We start from the raw sequence: 17,397 nt of genomic DNA on the forward strand, positions 1-17,397 counted from the left end.
CGCGCTTGTTAGACTGCACCTGCCTTTGGGGCAAGGGAGAGACAATGCCGCAGCTGTCGGATTTCGAGGGGAACTGGGTGCTGACGCGCCAAATCCTGCATGCGGATGGCAATGAGGCCCGTTTTGACGGTCATGCCTGCTTCGCGCCCGAAGGGGTCGGGCTGCATTATCGCGAGAGCGGCGAGCTGGTGATGCCGGGCGGTCAGAGCTTTCATGCCGAGCGCAGCTATTTCTGGCGAGCCGAGGGCGGGCAGATCGCCGTGGCCTTCGAAGATGGGCGCCCCTTTCACAGTTTCGATCCGCTGAGTCCGGCCGCGAGCCATTGGTGCGACCCCGACGATTACCGGGTGCGCTATGACTTCGACGCGTGGCCGAAGTGGCGGGCGATCTGGCGGGTGCAGGGGCCGCGCAAGGATTACGAGATGATCTCGGACTATGTGCGAAGCGCGGGGCAGCCCTGACGCGGACGCTCTTGTCGCGGGCGGGGACGCGCGGCAATCTGCGGGGATGAAAGACCTTGTCGCCACACCGATCCTGCAAAATCGCCTGAGCTTCGCGCCCTGGGCCGATCCGCGCACGCGGCGGCTGCCGGGGGTGATCCCGGTGACATATGAGGATTGGCTCGAGGTCGATGATGCCTATGCTGCACAGATGGGCCTGCGCGACCGGCTGATCGGGGAGGCGCGCGATCTGGTGCTGGGCCTGTCGGATCACGGACGGCCTGCGGCGGAAGAGCTCTACGATCTGATCTTGCCGATACTTCCGGCGCTGGGGTTTGGCTTCGGCGCGGATACGGTCACGCGGCCCGATGGGGCGGTGGTCGCGCTGGATCGCACGGACCCGCTCGCCACGCTCGGGCGGCTGCTGCAATGCGATCTCTGCCTGATGGAAGCCGATGAGGCCGCGTTCGGTCATGCCGAGCATGTTCTGACCGGCGGCGTGCTGTGTTTTCCCTCGGGCTGGACGCTGCGCGAGAAATTCATGCGCCCGATGATGCGCATTCACGAACCGATCGAGATCTACACCGACGATCTCGGCAAACGGGTGCAGCGCTTGCTGGATGGTGTGCGTGAGGGCAGGGGCCTGATGCGTGGGACTGCTTCGCGCTCGGCGGCACATCTGCATGATCCGCGCTCTGAATACGAATTCGCTCACGCGCCCGCCGACGCCCCTTATATACGGGTGGAGCGGCAATGCCTGTTCCGGCTGCCGCGCACGAATGCCGTGATCTTCTCGATCCACACCCAAGTGGTGCGGCCCGAAAGCCTGAGCCCGGATCAGGCGCAGGCCTTGGCCGAGCACCCGATCCGGCAGGCGGATTAAGCTTCCTGCATCAGCCGCCAGCGCGTCTCGGCCATATCCTGCGAGACCATGCCGGGGATCAGAAGCGCGTCGATCAGCCACCACAGGCCTGCGAGGCCAAGTGGGATGAAGCCGATCAGGATAGGCGACAGGAGCGTGCCGATCCCGGTCAGCGCCAGCATCACCACGCCGGAGAAGACGCGCCCCATATACATCCGGTGCACGCCAAGCATCGGCAGCATGAACCACAGCACATAGCCCAGAAGGGCGGACTTCTTCTCATTCGCGACGCGCTGCTCGATATAGAGGGCGCGGGCATCGTCTCGGGTCATGTTAATCTCCATAACATCTTCCCAGCCGATATGGGCAGTTGTGCCGTGGGATCAAGAGGGGCCGGTAAATCCACCCTGTCGGCGGGTCTGCGCGGGCGTCCGGTTTCATAACCTTTTAACCAAAAGTGACCTTAGGGAAGTTTTGGCGCTAATCGCCTTATGCGCGAGTGCCGTGAGGCTGCGGATTTCCGCAGTGCTGAAAAAATGTGACATAAAAAACAACAAGATAAATAACAGTGATCAACGACTTGTGATTTTTTTCCGTGATCTCTTTATAGCCCCGAGCCGCAACAATTGTCGGCTTTCGTCACAATTATGGACGAATCAAAGATGAAAACCGGGTTAAAGAAAAGCGGGCTCGAAGGTTCGCACTCTGAGGTAGGGTAATAGGGGCGAAAATGTCGGATCTCTCGACCAATTTCGAGCTTGCAAGTGTAACGGATGCCACCCAGGCGCGGTCGCGCATTCTGCGCTACGAGGGCATGGGCAAGCGTCTGTTCGACATTCTCGCCGTGCTCGCGATCCTTCCGGTTCTGCTGCCGCTGATCGCGCTTCTGGCTCTGGCGGTGCGCGCCGATGGCGGTCCCGCCTTCTATTCGCAGATCCGCGTCGGGCAGGGCGGCAAGCGGTTCCGCTGCTACAAGCTGCGCACCATGCATGTCGATGCCGAGGCGCAGCTCGTGCGTATGTGCAACGAAAACCCCGCGCTCGCGCTGGAATGGTCAGTGAACCAGAAGCTCGACGACGATCCGCGGATCACCCGCATCGGCCGCTTCCTGCGCCGCACCAGCCTCGACGAGCTGCCGCAGTTCTTCAACGTGCTGTTCGGGACGATGAGCCTCGTGGGGCCGCGCCCCTTCATGCTCGACCAGGAGGCCAGCTACAAAAGCGCGATGGGCCTAGCCTATTACAAGATGCGCCCCGGCATCACCGGGCTGTGGCAGGTCGCCGGGCGTTCGACCACCGCCTTCGTGGATCGCGTGCGCTTCGACGAACGCTATTACGCGAGACTGTCGCTGCTGAACGATCTGTGGCTCTGCGTGATGACTGTCGCGGTGGTGCTGCGCCAGACGGGGAAGTAATTCCAACACCGGTTGCGAGAGAGAGACGGCTTGTAACCTGCCAACGGGCGCTCCCTTCGGGGGGCGCCCATCGTCTTTCAGCCTTCGACTTGCAGGAAGCGCAGTCCGCCCTTGTCGAGCCAAGCCGCACTCAAGAGCCCGGTCTCATAGGCGCCGGTATCGACCGCGATGCGGCCCTGATCGGCGACAGGTTGCTCCACGACCCAATGGCCGAAGGCGATCCAGACCCCGTCACGCCGCGTCATCTGCCCGAACCGGGGATGACCCCAGAGCAGCGCATCGCGGCTCTGGCGTTCCATCGGGTGATAGGGGTCGGCCCCCGCATGGGTCGCGGCGAAGCGCCCTTCGCGCCACATCGCGGGGCGCGCATCGAGCCATGCCAGCAGGTCCGGCCCCAGCGCGCGGGCGAGGTCCATCCGCAGTGCATCCAGCACCTCCGGGTCGGTCTCGCGCGGATCGGGCGCCGCGATGCCGTAGCTCTGCAGCGTCTGCAATCCGCCCACGCGCAGCCAGCCGGCGGTGCGCGCATCGGGCGACAGCAGGAAGTCGAGCATCATCCGCTCGTGATTGCCCATCAGGCAGATCATCCGCGAGGGATTGGCAAGCTGCGCCGCATGAAGCGTCGCCAGCACCCGCGCCGAATTCGGGCCACGGTCGATCATGTCGCCCAGCGTGATGATCCGGGCCTTCGCGCCTTCCGGTTCCTGCCCGATCCGCTCGAACATCTTGCCCAAGAGATCGGCGCGGCCGTGAAGGTCCCCGATCACGCAGATCGGCGCCTCCGGACGGGGCAGCCCGTTGGGTGCCGAGGAGGGAGCGGTCTCTGGTTTGAGACGGGAGAGTAGAGAGCGCAACATATGGGGAAATCCGGAGTTATGCGGGGTGGAAACCAACGCGTGGCTGGGACATAACCGTCGTAAGACGTGAGCGAAAGGGGCTCACATAAAAATGGGCGGCAAACCGCCCCCGTGGCAAGGGCGGGTCTTGAGGGGCATGGCGAGACGCATTCTGATCGTGGTGGAGAACCTGCCGGTGCCGCTGGATCGCAGGGTCTGGCTGGAGGCCACGACATTACGCGCGGCGGGCTACGAGGTCTCGGTGATCTGTCCGATGGGGCGCGGCTGGGACGCGGCCTATGAAAAGATCGAGGGCATCCATATCTACCGCCACCCCGCGCCGCCGGAAGCCCATTCCGGCGCGGTCGCCTATGCGCGTGAATACTGGCACGCGATCAAGGCGTGGTTCCGGTTGGCGAAACGGGTGAAGCGCGAGCGTGGCTTCGACGTGATCCAGGGCTGCAACCCGCCCGATCTGATCTGGCTTCTGGCCTGGCGCTACCGGCTGTCGGGCGTGCGCTACATGTTCGACCATCACGACGTCTGCCCGGAGCTGTTCGAAGCCAAGTTCGGCAAGAAGGGGCTCCTGTGGGCCGTGATGCGCATCTGGGAGCGGATCACCTTCGCCAGCGCCTCGGTGTCGATGGCCACCAATGAGAGCTTCCGCAAGATCGCGATCACCCGCGGCGGCATGGCCCCCGAAGACGTCTTCGTCGTCCGCTCCGCCCCGCGCGTCGAGACCTTCCTGCCCGGGCCCGGCGATCCCGCCTATCGCAAGGGCGCGAAGACCGTGCTCGGCTATATCGGCGTGATCGGGCAGCAGGAGGGGATGGACCTGCTGGTTCAGGCGGTCGAGCATCTGGTGCGCAAGCTCGGCTACAGCGATCTGCATGTGGTGATCGTGGGCTTCGGGCCCGAACTGCCTACCGTGGAGGCCGACGTCGCGGCGCGGGGCCTGAGTGACTATTTCACCTTCACCGGCCCGCTCTACGGCGAGGATATGCTGGCGGCGATGAATGCGATCGATATCGGCGTCGCGCCCGATCCGAAAAACGCGATGAACGACATCTCCACCATGAACAAGGTCATGGAATACATGACGCTCGAGAAGCCCTTGGTGCAGTTCGAATTGACCGAAGGGCGGGCCTCTGCAGGGGAGGCCGCGCTTTATGCCCGTGCCAATGATCCGAAGGACTTCGCCGCCCGGATCGCGGCGCTGATAGAGGCGCCCGAACGCGCGCGTTCGATGGGGCGGCTGGGCCGGGCGCGGGTGCTCGATGCGCTCTCCTGGGATTTCTCGGCCCGACAGCTCCTTGCGGCCTACGATCGGATATTCTCCAAGCTGGGGAAATAAAGCCTGCTGATTGAGCGGAATTGTTTCTTATAAATCGTTCTTTTTGCTCAAGTTTCGCCAAGATTCCAGTTGCGCGCCGCCCCATTTGCGCCACAAACTCAAGGGGCGGACTGGGAGACGGTTCGCCCTATATCGTTAAGCATTCGACGTGGACCTTATATGGCGCATTGGAGGACATCGGCGGTGGCTTTTACCGCACTGGTTGTGACCAGTGTGGCCAGCTCTGCCTTCGCGGGTGATCTGCGCGAAGCCACGCCTCACGCGACCGGTGATCTGACGGGCCGCGCGCTCTATGATCCGGTGGCACATGCGCTCGCGATCGGGCTGACGCCCGCGATGGCCGATGCGCGCGTGGATCGTGCGATCAAAGCCGTGGAAACCTGCCCGCTTGTCTTCGACACGCGCAACCCGATCCCGGGCTGCTGGGGCGGGAGCGTCGCGCTGGGCTCGTAAGCCCGCTCAATCCGGAATCGAGGCGCTCAGCTGGGGCAGCGACTGCCCGATGAAGCGCGTAAGCCGCCGGTCGGCTGCGCGGATATCCTCGTCCCGGCGGATCGGCGTGACATAGCGCACCAGCGCGCCATCGGTCCGCCCGCGCGTGATCCCATCCACGATCACCAACAGCTTCGCGCGCCAGTCGCTCGTCATCGCGCGGCCACGCCCGTCGAACCAGTAATAGACCAGTTGCCGGTTGAGCCCCTTGGTGATGATCGCGCGGTTGACCTCAAAGGAGGCGCGGTGGGGCAGGGCGATGCGATGCGGGCGGAAGGCGCTGACCTCCCAACCGCCGACCGGCAGGCAGACCTCGGGCGAATGGATGCCGTCGCCCTGGCTCTGATCGGCATACCAGGCGACGAACAGGTTCACCGGCGCGTCCTGAGCGGGGTCGGCATAGACCGCGTTGAGATAATCGCTGGCCGCTAGGACTTGCTCGGTCGCGGGCTCCAGCGGGCGGCGCGTGCCCTGCCAGCCATCGATCTGCGTCGGGAAGGACGACAGGGGCGCGCGCTCCGGCGGGAGCGTCGTCATCTGCGGCAGGCCCGACCAGAGAGCCAGCGCGACCCCCGTCACGATGACCGCGAGCCCCAGATCGCGCGACGGCGCGAGGTTGCGCAAGCGTCGTGCTTCCGGCGCGAAACGGCGATAGTCCAGATCGAGCGCCTCGGAGAGCGGTTTCGGCTCCGCCACCAGCCGTTGCAGCCCGATCGCGGTGAGGCTGAGGATGGCGATCGCCGCGCCGAAGATGACCCAGCCCTCGAAGACATGCAGGAAGCCCTCGGCCTGTTCGATCCCATAAGCGTCGACAAGGATCGCGACCATGCCGATGCGCAGCGAATTCAGCAGCACCGTCAGCGGCGCGGCCATCACGAACAGCACCGCCTTATGCCAGAACGGCCCGCGATAGAGGATGCCGAACAGGTAGGAGAAGCTGAGGATCGGGAAGAGATAGCGCAGCCCCGAACAGGCATCGGCCACCTGCAGCTTGTAGACGCCGAGGTCGATCACGTTGCCGCTCAGATGCACCGGGATGTCCGCGGCGCGCACCAGCATCACGCCCAGCTCCGACGAGACGAGTTGCAGCGCGATCGTGAGCTTCCAGTAGAGGATCTGTGGCAGCGGCAGCATGAAGATCAGATGCAGCACCGGCTTCCAGTGGCGTTTGCCCGCCTGCCAGCCCATGCTCAGCAACACCAGCCCCATCATCCAGATAATCAGTGCATAGGTCACGAGATCGGCGATTTGCGCGCGCGTCCCGAAGACGGCGAGGGCGAGCGCCACTGCGATCACCGCGACGCCTTGCCAGCGCTGCGGGCGGGCCTCCAGCGTGAGCGGTGCGTGATGCAATTCGCGCGCAAAAAGATAGAGCGAAATCAGCGGGATAAGCGGTCCGTGGCTATATTCCGGCGTGGACCATGCGGCCCCGAGGCTGGCTAGCCCCAATGCGAAGAACGGATAGGAGAGGACGGCCAGCGTCAGCAGGCCGAGCGTCCCCCATGGCAGGGCACGCACCTCGCGCAGAGGGGGGCTCGTGGTGATCATCTCGACTGCTCGCTCATAGGCCGTCTGACGCGGCGCTTAGCATGAGCTTACCCTGCGAGAGCTTTGATCCAAAGACAAAATCAGCGCTGGGCCGGGGCCGGGCGCGGGGTGTTGCCCGACGAGCCCTCTCCGGTCAACGCCGCAAGCTGCGCCTGCGCGCCCCGCATTGCGGGCGGCAACGGCTCTCCGGCGAGGCGCAGCGCATCGCGCAGGGCGGCTTCGGCCAGATCGGGCTCTTCCAGCGCGATCAGCACGGCGGCGTAGTGATATTGCGCAAGCGCGTTCTCCGGCAATCCGGCGGCGGCAGCGGCGAGCAGGGGGCGCGCGACCCCGTAATTGCCCAGCCGGTATTCCGCCCAGCCATAGGTGTCCTTGAAGGCGGGTTCGGGCCGCTCGCGGAAGCGTTTCGCGATCTGCGCCGCGCGCTCGAGGCTGGGGCGGTCGCCGCGATGGGTGCTCAGCAGGCTCGCGAGGTTATTGGCCACGATCAGGTCGCCGCTGTCGCGGGTGTAGAGATCGTCATAGGTCGCGATCGCCGCGTCGAACCGGCCCGACTTCTCCTCCGAGCGCGCCCGGTAGAGCAGCAGCAGCGGATCGGCCTGCGGGGCCTTTTCCAGCGCGGTCTCGATCACGGCAAGCGCGTCGCCCTCGCGTCCTTGGGCCGCAAGCAGGCGATAAAGCTGGCGGGCCGGGCGCGGATCGGCCGGGTCTTCATGCATCAGCGTGCGCAGCCCGGTCTCGGCCCGAACGGTGTCGCCCTGAATCGCACAGAGGTTGGCCTCCAGCAGCCGCAAGCCGCGATTGCCGGGTTGTTCGTTCAGTTGCGCCTCAAGATAGGCGCGTGCCTCGCCGCCCCGCCCGGAGGCCAGTTGCGCCTGCACCACAGCCGAGACCGCCGCCGCCGAGACCGCAGGGGCCGTGGTGACGCCGTCTTCGCCGGTCGCGGGCATCTGCACCAGGGTTTTCAGCGTCTCGATCGCGCTCTCGCTGCGGCCGCGCCCCATCAGGATCGCGGCGCGGATCGACTGCGCCAGCGCCTCCGTGCCCGGGGCGGAAGATGTGCCGAGCCGGTCCGCGATGCGATGGGCGAGCATCCAGTCGCGATCGGCCAACGCCAGATCGGCCTGCCGCTTGAGCAGCCCGGGGCTGTTGGGGGTGACCGCCACGGCCTCGGCCAGAACCGTCCGCGCGGCGCTGGCGCGGTCATGCGCGAAGAGGAAATCGACATAGCGGATCGCCTCGGGCGCGGTGCGCCCCGCCGCATCATAGGCCTGGCTGAAGCGGCCCATCGCCAGATCGGGCGCGCCTTCTCGCAGATCGGCCTCGCCCAGCAGGGTCAGGGTCTGCGGATTGTCGGGGGCTTGCTGCAGCGCGCTGCGCAGATCGGTGATCGCCAGATCGAGGCGATCCTCCTCGATCCGCCACGCCGCGCGCTGCTGCAGGGCAGGGACGTTGGTCGGATCGGTCTTCAGGATGGCCGCGATCTCGGTTTTCGCCTTATCGCGCTGCCCGTCATGGTCGAGCATCCGGGCGTAAGCAGAGCGCAGCTGGCGCATCTCCTCGCTGTCGGGATGGCTTTCGATCAGCGCCTGCATCCGCGTTAAAGCCGCCGCCCGGTCCCCGGCCTGAAAATCCAGATCGGCCCGCATCGCGGTGAAGATCGCCTCATTCGACTGGCCCTTCGACTGCGCGATGAGCGAGTCGAGTTCCGCCCGCGCGGCCTCGGCACCTTTCGCGCGGGCCAGAAAACGCACGAGTTCCAGATAGCCGCCCGTCTGCTGGTCTCGATCTGTCGCGAGCTTGCGCAGGAAACGCGCCGCCCCCGCCGGATCGTCGCGCAGCACATACCATGCGATGAGGGCCGTGCGGGTTTTCGGGTCTTCCGGGAATAGCCCCTGCATCACTTCGAGCTGCGCGCCGATCTCCGCGTTCGCGCCGCGCTTCGAGATCAGTTCCAGCTTGAGAACCTGCAGCCGGTATTGCGCCGGATCGCGGGCCAGCGCCGCATCGAGGGCGGCCAGCGTCGCCGCGTCGTCGCCTTGGGCGTTGCGTGCGTCGATCAGCACATGCCAGCCGGTCAGGATCTCGGGATGCGCCGCGGTCAGCGCCTTGGCCTGCGCCGCGATTTCGGACTGGCGGCCCGTGTCGCGCGACAGGCTGGCCTCTCGCAGGTCGAGCGCCAGCTGCACCGCCTGCGCGCCGGGATCGTCCGGGGCGAGTTCCTGTACCGCGTCGACCTGCTTTTGCGCGCGCGGCAGGTTGCCCGTGCGCAGAGACAGCTCCGCAAGGATGCGATGCACCTCGACCGTCTCGGGATATTGTTCGAGCAGACGCAGATATTGGCTGAAGGCTTCCTGCAGACGTCCCTGCGCCAGCAGCAGATCGGCATAGGCGCGCCGTGCGGCCTTATGGGTGCCGTCATATTCGAAGACGTTGCGCAGCTCGACCATCGCGCGGACGGGATCGCCCTCGGCCAGAAGGGTCTGGGCCGATTGATAATGGGCTTCGGCCTTGTCTGCGTCACTCTTGCAGCCGCTCAATGCGAGCGCCGCGCAAAGCGCGAAAAAGCTCGCGCGCGCATACTGGTATCGGGGCATCTGTCTTGCCTGCTCTGCTACTGCGCTCTGACCGGCGCTTGGCAGAAAGGCTAGCTGCTCCGACGTCATCTATAAAGAGATTTGAACAGCGCCCCCCTGTCTAAATAGCCAGTTTTCCTAGGAATAGACGCGTTTTTGCGACAGTTTCGCCTCAGCCACTCGCGAATTGCTCACGAATTCTTGCGTAAGGCGGGGAGATGCAGCTTACTGGCGCAAACAAATCCCAGAGGCCAAAGGCCCGGTACAGGCATGAACGAAATCTACACCGAATTCTTCGGGTTGGCAGAGCGTCCCTTTTCGTTGCTGCCCGATCCCGATTTCCTGTTCTGGTCTCCAGAGCACAAGCACGCGGCGACGATGCTCGAATACGGGCTGTTCTCGCGCGCGCCGATCACGCTGATCACCGGCGAGGTGGGGGCGGGCAAGACAACGCTGCTGCGTCACCTGATGGCGACGATCTCCGAGGACGTGACAATCGCGCTCGTGTCGAACGCGCGCGGCTCGCGCGATGACGTGATCCGCTGGATCATGCTGTCGCTCGGCCAGCGGGTGGAGGCGGGCGAGGATTACGTCCTGATCTACGACCGGTTCCAGCAGCTTCTGATCCAGGAATATGCCGCCGGGCGGCGCGTGGTTGTGGTGATCGACGAGGCGCAGAACCTCGATGCGGGCGTGCTCGAAGAGCTGCGCATGATCACCAATATCAACGCCGACAAGGACGAGCTGGTGCAGCTGATCCTGATGGGGCAGCCGGAACTGCGCGACCTGATCGCACGGCCCGAGCTGCGCCAGTTCGCGCAGCGTGTGTCTTCCGGCTTCCATCTCGGGCCGATGCCCGCCGATTGCGCGCAGCCCTATATCGCCCATCGCCTGCAGGTCGCAGGCGCGACGCGCGAGATATTCACCCCCGAGGCCGCGCAGAAACTGCACGCCCATTGCGGCGGCCTGCCGCGGCTGATGAACCAGCTGGCCGATCTGGGGATGGTCTACGCCTACTCGGCGCGTTCGGAGATCGTCACCGGCGAGATCATCGACAGGGTGATCGAGGACAACGTCTTCTATCTGCCGGTCGAGACCCAGCGCGCCAAGCCGCGCGTGATCGCGCCCGCGCCTGACACTGCAGCGACTGCTGAGGCCGCGCCCGCCTTCCTCCACAGGGGAGGGCGCTGATGCGGGAGCTCCGCTTCTACGCAGCCCTGTTTGCCCGGCGGGTCCACTGGCTCTTGCTGGCGGTGCTGCTGGGCGCGCTTGTCGGTCTGGCGGCGGGGCGGATGATTACGCCGATCTACGAGGCGAAGGCGCTTCTCGTCGTCGAGGGGGACCGCATCCCGGACGGTCTGGCGGCCTCGACCGTGCGCACCGACACCAATGCCAAGCTGCAGGTGATCCGCAAGCGGGTGCTCTCGCGCGAAAGCCTGCTCGACATGGCGCGGCGGATGGCGCTGTTTCCTGACCTGCGCACCGAGTCTGGCGCGCGCAATGCCGATGCGGTTTTCGAGGCGCTGCAGAACTCGGTCGAGATCGAGATCTCCGAGCAGAGCAAGTCGCGCTCCGCCCCGAAAGACGCGACCTTCATGACGGTGTCCTTTCGCGCAGGCGCCCCGGCTCGCGCTGCGCGGGTCGCGAACGAGCTGGTGACGCGCATCCTCAAGGAAGACAGCGATATCCGCACCAAGGCCGCGCGCGACACGCTCGATTTCTTCTCGCGCGAGGTGGATCGGCTGGAAGGCGAACTGGCGAAATCCTCCAGCGCAATGTTGCAGTTCAAACAGGAGAACGGCGACGCGCTGCCCGAAGAACTGCCGCTGCTGCGCGACCGTCTCGCCGCTGTGCAGGCGGGTGCGGAGAGCCGTCTTGCGCATGTGAACGAGACCGAGACGGAGATCGACCGGCTGGTGCGGCTGCGCGAAGCGGCGGGGCGTGTGGTGGACCGCGACGCGATCTATCCGCCCTCCGCGCGCGAACTGTCCCGGCTCGAGGCGCAGCGAGACGCGCTCAAACCGCTGCTGCCCGCCGATGACGCACGCCTCGCGGCGCTGGGCGCGCAGATTCAGGAATTGTCGCAGCAGGTGACGCTGCCGCTGCCGAAAGCCAACTCCGCCTTCGAGAGCCGTCTGCGCGAATTGACGGATACGCTTTTCGTGGCGCAGGCCGCCGGGGATGCCGCCGATCTGAAAATCGCGCAACTCCGCGAGGCGATTGCGAAAGTGCCCGCCAACGCATCGGCGCTCGAGGCGCTGCGCCGCGATCACGACAATCTCGCCGATCAATACGACAGCGCCGTGAAAGCGCGCGCCGTAGCCGAGACGGGCGACACGATCGAGTCGCTGGCCAAGGGCGAAAAGCTGACCGTGATCGATCAGGCGGTCGCGCCGGGAGAGCCGGTAAAACCCAATCGCAAGACGCTCGCGCTGGCAGGCGTCGGGGTGGGGCTTTTGTTTGGTCTCGTGGCGATTGCGCTGCGCGAATTGCTCAGCACCGGAATCCGCCGCCCCGAGGACCTGCAGCGCCATCTGGGGATCTCCGCTTTCGCGACGCTTCCCTATCTGAGCACGCCCGAAGACACGCGCCGCCGTCGCCGCAAGGTGCTGGTCTCCGGCTCGATGGTCGGCGCGGCTTTTGTCGCCGTGCTGGTGCTGTTCGGCGCGTTCTACATGCCGCTCGACCGGCTGTTCTGAGGCAAGGAGGCGAGAGATGGCCGAAAGATTGCGAGACGCGATTGCCAAAGCCCGCGCCGCCCGCTCGGGCCGCGCAGCCTCCGAGCCTTCGGTCCGGGCGCAGGTCGTCCCCGGCAGCGACGGTATCACGGCGGGCGCGTGGCAGGCGCTGACGCCGATCGCCCCGAATTTGGGGCGGTTGCGCGGCAAGCGCATCGTCAGCCCCGATGGCAGCGCCGAGAGCGCCCCGATCGACCTGATGCGCACCAAGATCGTGCAGCAGATGCGGGCCAATGGCTGGCGGCGGCTCGCGATCACCTCGCCCTCGGCGGGCTGCGGGAAGTCGACCGTCGCACTCAATCTCGCGCTGAGCCTCGCACGGCAGCAAGAGCGGCACACGCTGCTCATCGAGGCCGATTTCCGCAAGCCCTCGCTGTTGAAGCTGCTCGACGCGCCGCGTGGGCCGCAGATCTCCGAAGTGCTTGGCGGGACGGCCGAGTTTGCCGATCACGCGTTGCGGCTGGGCGGCAACCTCGCGATTGGCGCGAATAGCAAACCGGTCGAGACCCCGGCCGAACTGATCCAGTCGCGCCGCGCCGCGGAGGCGCTGGAGCGGATCGAGACGATCTACGCCCCCGACCTGATGATCTTCGACACCGCGCCGGTGCTGGTCAGCGACGATACGCTCTCGCTCGCCGCCCATGTCGATTGCGTGCTGATGATCGCCGCGACCGAAGAGACCACGATTCAGGAAATCGATATCTGCGAGCGCGAGCTGGCCGAACGCACCAATGTGATGGGCGTGGTGGTCAATAAATTCCGCTTCGCCGCCCCCGAATACGGCTACGCCTATGGCTACGGTTACGGGGCCGCGACGGAGGAGGACTGAGCGGCCGACCGCTTTGCCTTCCGTCATGCCCGTGCCATATAGCTTCGGTAAGCGCGCGGCCCCCGCCTGCGGGGGCTCTGACCGCGCCAAACCCTGCTGACGAAAGGCCGCCATGACCCGCATCATCTCTTCGCTGTCCGAGATTTCCGATCCCTATGACGCGCTGTTTTGCGACCTCTGGGGGTGCCTGCATAACGGGGTCAAGGCGTTTCCCGCGGCCGTCGAGGCGCTGCAGGCGTATCGTGCGAAGGGCGGCAAGGTCGTGCTTCTGACCAACGCTCCGCGGCCCGCGAAATTCGTGATGGAGTCGCTCGACAAGCTGGGCTGCCCGCGCGACGCCTATGACCTCGTCGTCTCCTCCGGCGATGCCGCGCAGGATGCGATGTTCGCGGGCGCGGTGGGCAAAAAGGTCTGGCATCTGGGCCCGTCCAAGGATGACGGGTTCTTCACCGAGGTGCCGGAAGAATGGCAGGGGCAGGCCGAGATCACCCGCGTCGATTTCGACGAGGCCGAGGGCATCGTCTGCACCGGTCCCTTCGACGAGGTGAACGAAGTCCCCGAGGATTACCGCCCAAAGTTCCTGCTCGCGAAGATGCGGGAACTGCCGATGCTTTGCGCGAACCCCGATATCGTCGTCGATCTGGGCGACAAGCGCATCTACTGCGCCGGCGCGCTGGCTGCGCTTTATGAGGAAATGGGCGGCGAGGCGATGTATTTCGGCAAGCCCCATCCGCCGATCTACGATCTCGCGCGGCGCAAGCTGAGCCGTCTGGGCGGTGCGGAGGATGCGCGCATTCTCGCCATCGGCGACGGGATCAATACCGATGTGGCCGGTGCTGCGGGGGAGGGGATCGACTGCCTCTTCATCTCCAGCGGTCTGGCGCATGATCAGTTCGGCAGCGATCCGCAGAACCCCGATCCCGAATTGCTGCGCACCTGGTTGGAGGCGCGCCAGCGCGACCCGCTCTACACGATGGGTCAGCTGAACTGAGCGGAGCGTAAAATCCAGGCGGTAACTTTGTTGCGCCTTTTGTCGCGGTAGGGTAAAAAAGTTGCGCAGGCGTCTTGCCTGTGCTCTGCCGCATGTGCTATGCCGCAGTGCAACATAAACTTCCGGCTGGGACCTATGGATATGCTCGACAACCTGCCCCGTGGCACGATCTGCATCGAAGATCTGGAAATCGGCATGGTGCGCTACCTCCGCAAGGAGGTCACCGACCGCGACATCGAGATGTTCGCGGAGGTCTCCACCGACCATAACCCGGTCCATCTGGACGATGCCTATGCGCAAGACACCATTTTCGAGGGTCGAATCGCGCATGGCATGCTGACCGCGGGGCTGATCTCGGCAGTCATCGGCGAGCAGCTTCCCGGTCATGGCACGGTCTATCTGGGCCAGTCGCTGAAATTCATGGCCCCCGTGCGTCCCGGCGATGTGGTCTATGCCGAGGTGAAGGTGACGGCGATCGACCATTCGCGTCGCCGTGTCACGCTTGAAACCCACTGCGCGGTGGGCGATACGGTGGTCGTGAAAGGCGAGGCGCTGGTTCTGGCGCCCTCGCGCAAGTTCGACTGACCCGGCGACCTCGCCGGAGGGCGGGGTGGATGAAACGCTTGACCACTTGGAAATCGCTGGAGAAATCCGCGCGCGGGCCTTCCGTCGCGATGGGCAATTTCGACGGCATCCATCTCGGCCATCAATCGGTGATCGATCAGGCTCGCGGGAAAGATGCGCCGTTGGGCGTCATCACCTTCGAGCCCCATCCCCGCGAATTCTTCGCAGCCCGGGCAGGCAAGACCCTGCCGCCGTTCCGGCTGATGAACCCCGAGGCGCGCGCCAACCGGCTCGCCAAGCTCGGGGTCGAGCGGCTCTATGAGCTGCCCTTCAACGAAGAACTGGCCGATATGAGCGCCGACGCTTTCGCGCGCGAAGTGCTGGCCGAGGGGCTGGGCGTGACCCATGTCGCGGTGGGCGGCGATTTCCGCTTCGGCAAGGGGCGCGAAGGCGACACCGCCATGCTGACGGAGCTGGGCGCGAAATACGGCTTCGAGGTCACCGTCGCACCGCTTCTGCATGTCGAAGGCGTCGAGGCGTCTTCGACCGCGATCCGCACCGCGCTGGCCGAAGGCCGCCCCGAGGATGCCGCCGCTATGCTGGGCCACCTGCACCGGATCGAGGGCGCGGTGCTGCATGGCGACAAGCGCGGCCGCGATCTGGGCTATCCGACCGCGAATATGTCGATGGCCGGGCTGCATCTGCCCAAGCTCGGCGTCTATGCGGTGAAGTTCGACGTGCTGACCGGGCCGCATAAGGGCAGCTATACTGGGGCTGCGAGCCTCGGCGTGCGCCCGATGTTCGGCGAGAATACTCCGAATCTCGAAACCTTCGTCTTCGATTTCAAAGGTGACCTCTACGACGAGCATGTCTCGGTCGCGCTGGTCGAATTCCTGCGCCCCGAGATGAAGTTCGACGGACTCGAGGCGCTGGTCGCGCAGATGGATGCCGATTGCGCCCGCGCGCGGGAGATACTGGCTGAACGCTGAGGGTCGCGCCCGACCTCGGGTGGGCGCTTTATGTCGTCAGTGGCTGGGCGCTTTATCTCGCAAGCCCGGATGACGCTTGAACCCGCGACACCATCGCCAATGCGCCCTCCCGGGCGGAGGTCGGGCGCGGCCCGGGGCTGGTCGCCCCGCGCCAAAAGTCGTCGGTCTGCCCGTCCCGCCATGTCCAAATCGCAGATCCGCTCACGATCCGCCGATCTGCCCTTTCCATTTCCCCGCCGCTGCCCCATTTTCCGCCGCATGACCAAACTGCGCCCCGAGTTCTGGAAACTGCCGCTGAAAAAGCTCACCGCCCCCGAATGGGAGGCGCTGTGCGATGGCTGCGGCAAATGCTGCCTGAACAAGCTCGAATACGAGGATACGGGCGAGGTCGTCTTCACCCGCGTCGCCTGCCGGCTGCTCGATGGCGAGAGCTGCAGCTGCACGCAATATGACATTCGCCACCAGTTCGTTCCCGAATGCGTCACGCTCAGCCCCAAGACGATTCACAAGATCGCCTATTGGATGCCCGCGACCTGCGCCTACCGGCTGCGCTTCGAAGACAAGCCGCTGCATGACTGGCACTACCTGATCTCGGGCTCGCGCGAGACGGTCCACGAGGCCGGGGAAAGCGTGCGCGGCTGGACCGTGCCCGAATTCGAAGTGCCCGAAGACGAGTGGGACGAATACACGATCGAGGATCTCTCATGAATTTTGCCTCCGACAACACTTCCGGCGCCCATCCCGCCATTCTCGAGGGCCTGATGGCCGCGAATGAGGGTCATGTGCATTCCTATGGCGACGACCCGATCACCGAAGGCGTGCAGGCGAAGATCCGCGAGATTTTCGAGGCGCCCGAGGCGCGCGTCTATCTGGTCGCGACCGGGACGGCGGCCAATGCGCTTTCCTGCGCGGTTCTGACCCAGCCCTGGGGCGCGATTTTCTGTCACCGCAACGCCCATATCGAGGAAGACGAATGCGGCGCGCCGGAGTTCTACACCAATGGCTCGAAGCTGGTTCTGGTCGATGGGCCGGACGCGAAGATGGACCCGGACGCACTCGCGCGCACCATCGCGCATACCGGGCGCGGCGGCATCCATAACGTGCAGCGCGGCATGGTCTCTATCACCAACTCGACCGAGGCGGGCGCGGTCTATTCGCCCGAGGACGTGAAAGCCCTGAGCGATGTCGCCCGCCGCTTCCATCTGCCCGTGCATATGGACGGCGCACGCTTCGCCAATGCGCTCGTCTCGGCGGGCTGCACCCCGGCGGAGATGACCTGGAAGGCGGGCGTCGACGTGCTCAGCTTCGGCGGCACGAAGAATGGCTGCATGGGCGTCGAGGCGGTGGTGATCTTCGATCCCAAACGCGCCTGGGAGTTCGAGCTGCGCCGCAAGCGTGGCGGCCATCTCTTCTCGAAACACCGCTTCCTCGCGGCCCAGATGCAGGCCTATCTGGCCGATGATCTTTGGTTGAAGACCGCGCGCCATGCCAATGAAATGGCACGCAAACTCTCGGAAGGCATCGGCCGGATCGAGGGCGCGAAGCTGATCCACCCGACGCAGGCCAACGCGGTCTTCGCCGCCCTGCCGCGCGGGGCGCATAAGCGCGCGAATGCGGCGGGGGCCTATTACTACCTCTGGCCGTTCGACCAGTCGCTCGAAGGCCCCGAGGACGAGCTTCTGGCCGCGCGACTGGTCTGTTCCTGGGCCACGACGCCCGAGGAAATCGACGCCTTCCTCGGACATTTGGCGTAATCAGCGCCGC

At 65.4% G+C, this 17,397-nt stretch carries 17 protein-coding genes; 13 read left to right on the plus strand and 4 right to left on the minus strand.

Features of this window, described 5'->3' with window-relative positions:
* Positions 1 to 44: 44 nt before the first annotated feature.
* Both BMI89_RS06475 and BMI89_RS06480 read left to right on the plus strand, forming a co-directional pair.
* Complete coding sequence (locus tag BMI89_RS06475; RefSeq protein ID WP_078570278.1) at positions 45 to 461, plus strand: DUF6314 family protein; 417 nt, start codon at positions 45 to 47, stop codon at positions 459 to 461.
* Positions 462 to 507: 46 nt separating this feature from the next.
* On the plus strand, positions 508 to 1,323 hold the full coding sequence (locus BMI89_RS06480) for a DUF3445 domain-containing protein (protein ID WP_078570498.1): 816 nt from the start codon (positions 508 to 510) through the stop codon (positions 1,321 to 1,323).
* On the opposite strand, the gene BMI89_RS06485 is transcribed toward BMI89_RS06480, so the two are convergent.
* On the minus strand, positions 1,320 to 1,634 hold the full coding sequence (locus tag BMI89_RS06485; protein WP_075774515.1) for a TM2 domain-containing protein: 315 nt from the start codon (positions 1,632 to 1,634) through the stop codon (positions 1,320 to 1,322). The genes BMI89_RS06480 and BMI89_RS06485 overlap by 4 nt on opposite strands.
* Positions 1,635 to 2,032: 398 nt before the next feature.
* On the opposite strand from BMI89_RS06485, the gene BMI89_RS06490 reads away from it, so the two are divergent.
* The gene (locus tag BMI89_RS06490; protein ID WP_246831976.1) at positions 2,033 to 2,716 is read left to right on the plus strand and encodes a sugar transferase; all 684 of its coding nucleotides are present in this window, start codon (positions 2,033 to 2,035) and stop codon (positions 2,714 to 2,716) included.
* A gap of 77 nt (positions 2,717 to 2,793) precedes the next feature.
* Here the strand turns inward: BMI89_RS06490 and BMI89_RS06495 are convergent, their stop codons facing one another.
* Positions 2,794 to 3,483 carry a metallophosphoesterase gene (locus BMI89_RS06495; protein WP_246831824.1) on the minus strand — a complete coding sequence of 230 codons (690 nt, stop codon included), beginning with the start codon at positions 3,481 to 3,483 and terminating at the stop codon, positions 2,794 to 2,796.
* Between the two features lie 226 nt (positions 3,484 to 3,709).
* On the opposite strand from BMI89_RS06495, the gene BMI89_RS06500 reads away from it, so the two are divergent.
* Positions 3,710 to 4,906 carry a glycosyltransferase family 4 protein gene (locus BMI89_RS06500; RefSeq protein WP_078570279.1) on the plus strand — a complete coding sequence of 399 codons (1,197 nt, stop codon included), beginning with the start codon at positions 3,710 to 3,712 and terminating at the stop codon, positions 4,904 to 4,906.
* 183 nt (positions 4,907 to 5,089) lie between these two features.
* Positions 5,090 to 5,359 carry a hypothetical protein gene (locus tag BMI89_RS06505; RefSeq protein WP_078570280.1) on the plus strand — a complete coding sequence of 90 codons (270 nt, stop codon included), beginning with the start codon at positions 5,090 to 5,092 and terminating at the stop codon, positions 5,357 to 5,359.
* 6 nt (positions 5,360 to 5,365) lie between these two features.
* Here BMI89_RS06505 and xrtD read toward each other — a convergent pair whose 3' ends face one another.
* Both xrtD and BMI89_RS06515 read right to left on the minus strand, forming a co-directional pair.
* Positions 5,366 to 6,946 (minus strand): VPLPA-CTERM-specific exosortase XrtD, encoded by a 1,581-nt coding sequence (gene xrtD, locus BMI89_RS06510; RefSeq protein WP_078570281.1) that lies wholly within the window; start codon positions 6,944 to 6,946, stop codon positions 5,366 to 5,368.
* A gap of 80 nt (positions 6,947 to 7,026) precedes the next feature.
* Positions 7,027 to 9,543, minus strand: a complete 2,517-nt coding sequence (locus tag BMI89_RS06515; RefSeq protein WP_168176777.1) for a tetratricopeptide repeat protein — start codon at positions 9,541 to 9,543, stop codon at positions 7,027 to 7,029.
* Between the two features lie 249 nt (positions 9,544 to 9,792).
* Here BMI89_RS06515 and BMI89_RS06520 point away from each other — a divergent pair, with 249 nt between their 5' ends.
* The 8 genes from BMI89_RS06520 to BMI89_RS06555 all read left to right on the plus strand — a co-directional run bounded on the left by BMI89_RS06520 (position 9,793) and on the right by BMI89_RS06555 (position 17,387).
* On the plus strand, positions 9,793 to 10,713 hold the full coding sequence (locus BMI89_RS06520) for an AAA family ATPase (protein WP_078570283.1): 921 nt from the start codon (positions 9,793 to 9,795) through the stop codon (positions 10,711 to 10,713).
* Positions 10,713 to 12,221 (plus strand): hypothetical protein, encoded by a 1,509-nt coding sequence (locus BMI89_RS06525; RefSeq protein ID WP_078570284.1) that lies wholly within the window; start codon positions 10,713 to 10,715, stop codon positions 12,219 to 12,221. Before BMI89_RS06520 ends, BMI89_RS06525 begins: the two co-directional genes overlap by 1 nt.
* A gap of 16 nt (positions 12,222 to 12,237) precedes the next feature.
* Positions 12,238 to 13,089, plus strand: coding sequence for a CpsD/CapB family tyrosine-protein kinase (locus BMI89_RS06530; protein WP_078570285.1), 852 nt, complete (start codon positions 12,238 to 12,240; stop codon positions 13,087 to 13,089).
* A 112-nt stretch (positions 13,090 to 13,201) separates the two neighbouring features.
* Positions 13,202 to 14,080: a TIGR01459 family HAD-type hydrolase gene (locus BMI89_RS06535; protein WP_078570286.1), complete on the plus strand. Its 879-nt coding sequence runs from the start codon at positions 13,202 to 13,204 to the stop codon at positions 14,078 to 14,080.
* Positions 14,081 to 14,221: 141 nt separating this feature from the next.
* Entirely contained in the window at positions 14,222 to 14,665 is a 444-nt protein-coding gene (locus tag BMI89_RS06540; protein WP_075774735.1) for a MaoC family dehydratase, read from the plus strand.
* Between the two features lie 29 nt (positions 14,666 to 14,694).
* Positions 14,695 to 15,633, plus strand: a complete 939-nt coding sequence (locus BMI89_RS06545) for a bifunctional riboflavin kinase/FAD synthetase (RefSeq protein WP_078570287.1) — start codon at positions 14,695 to 14,697, stop codon at positions 15,631 to 15,633.
* Positions 15,634 to 15,891: 258 nt separating this feature from the next.
* Positions 15,892 to 16,341, plus strand: coding sequence for a YcgN family cysteine cluster protein (locus BMI89_RS06550; protein ID WP_075774736.1), 450 nt, complete (start codon positions 15,892 to 15,894; stop codon positions 16,339 to 16,341).
* Positions 16,338 to 17,387, plus strand: a complete 1,050-nt coding sequence (locus tag BMI89_RS06555) for a low specificity L-threonine aldolase (RefSeq protein ID WP_078570288.1) — start codon at positions 16,338 to 16,340, stop codon at positions 17,385 to 17,387. Before BMI89_RS06550 ends, BMI89_RS06555 begins: the two co-directional genes overlap by 4 nt.
* Positions 17,388 to 17,397 lie beyond the last annotated feature (10 nt).

The sequence above is a fragment of the Thioclava sp. F36-7 genome, assembly GCF_002020075.1.
Taxonomy (GTDB): Bacteria; Pseudomonadota; Alphaproteobacteria; order Rhodobacterales; family Rhodobacteraceae; genus Thioclava; species Thioclava sediminum.

What these genes read in the sequence shown, in the direction of transcription:
- BMI89_RS06540 (WP_075774735.1), top strand. Translation starts at nt 14,222, where the DNA reads ATGCTCGACAACCTGCCCCGTGGCACGATCTGCATCGAAGATCTGGAA.
- BMI89_RS06485 (WP_075774515.1), bottom strand. Translation starts at nt 1,634, where the DNA reads ATGACCCGAGACGATGCCCGCGCCCTCTATATCGAGCAGCGCGTCGCG.
- BMI89_RS06550 (WP_075774736.1), top strand. Translation starts at nt 15,892, where the DNA reads ATGACCAAACTGCGCCCCGAGTTCTGGAAACTGCCGCTGAAAAAGCTC.
- BMI89_RS06520 (WP_078570283.1), top strand. Translation starts at nt 9,793, where the DNA reads ATGAACGAAATCTACACCGAATTCTTCGGGTTGGCAGAGCGTCCCTTT.
- xrtD (WP_078570281.1), bottom strand. Translation starts at nt 6,946, where the DNA reads ATGATCACCACGAGCCCCCCTCTGCGCGAGGTGCGTGCCCTGCCATGG.
- BMI89_RS06515 (WP_168176777.1), bottom strand. Translation starts at nt 9,543, where the DNA reads ATGCCCCGATACCAGTATGCGCGCGCGAGCTTTTTCGCGCTTTGCGCG.
- BMI89_RS06530 (WP_078570285.1), top strand. Translation starts at nt 12,238, where the DNA reads ATGGCCGAAAGATTGCGAGACGCGATTGCCAAAGCCCGCGCCGCCCGC.
- BMI89_RS06545 (WP_078570287.1), top strand. Translation starts at nt 14,695, where the DNA reads ATGAAACGCTTGACCACTTGGAAATCGCTGGAGAAATCCGCGCGCGGG.
- BMI89_RS06500 (WP_078570279.1), top strand. Translation starts at nt 3,710, where the DNA reads ATGGCGAGACGCATTCTGATCGTGGTGGAGAACCTGCCGGTGCCGCTG.
- BMI89_RS06525 (WP_078570284.1), top strand. Translation starts at nt 10,713, where the DNA reads ATGCGGGAGCTCCGCTTCTACGCAGCCCTGTTTGCCCGGCGGGTCCAC.
- BMI89_RS06490 (WP_246831976.1), top strand. Translation starts at nt 2,033, where the DNA reads ATGTCGGATCTCTCGACCAATTTCGAGCTTGCAAGTGTAACGGATGCC.
- BMI89_RS06480 (WP_078570498.1), top strand. Translation starts at nt 508, where the DNA reads ATGAAAGACCTTGTCGCCACACCGATCCTGCAAAATCGCCTGAGCTTC.
- BMI89_RS06475 (WP_078570278.1), top strand. Translation starts at nt 45, where the DNA reads ATGCCGCAGCTGTCGGATTTCGAGGGGAACTGGGTGCTGACGCGCCAA.
- BMI89_RS06535 (WP_078570286.1), top strand. Translation starts at nt 13,202, where the DNA reads ATGACCCGCATCATCTCTTCGCTGTCCGAGATTTCCGATCCCTATGAC.
- BMI89_RS06555 (WP_078570288.1), top strand. Translation starts at nt 16,338, where the DNA reads ATGAATTTTGCCTCCGACAACACTTCCGGCGCCCATCCCGCCATTCTC.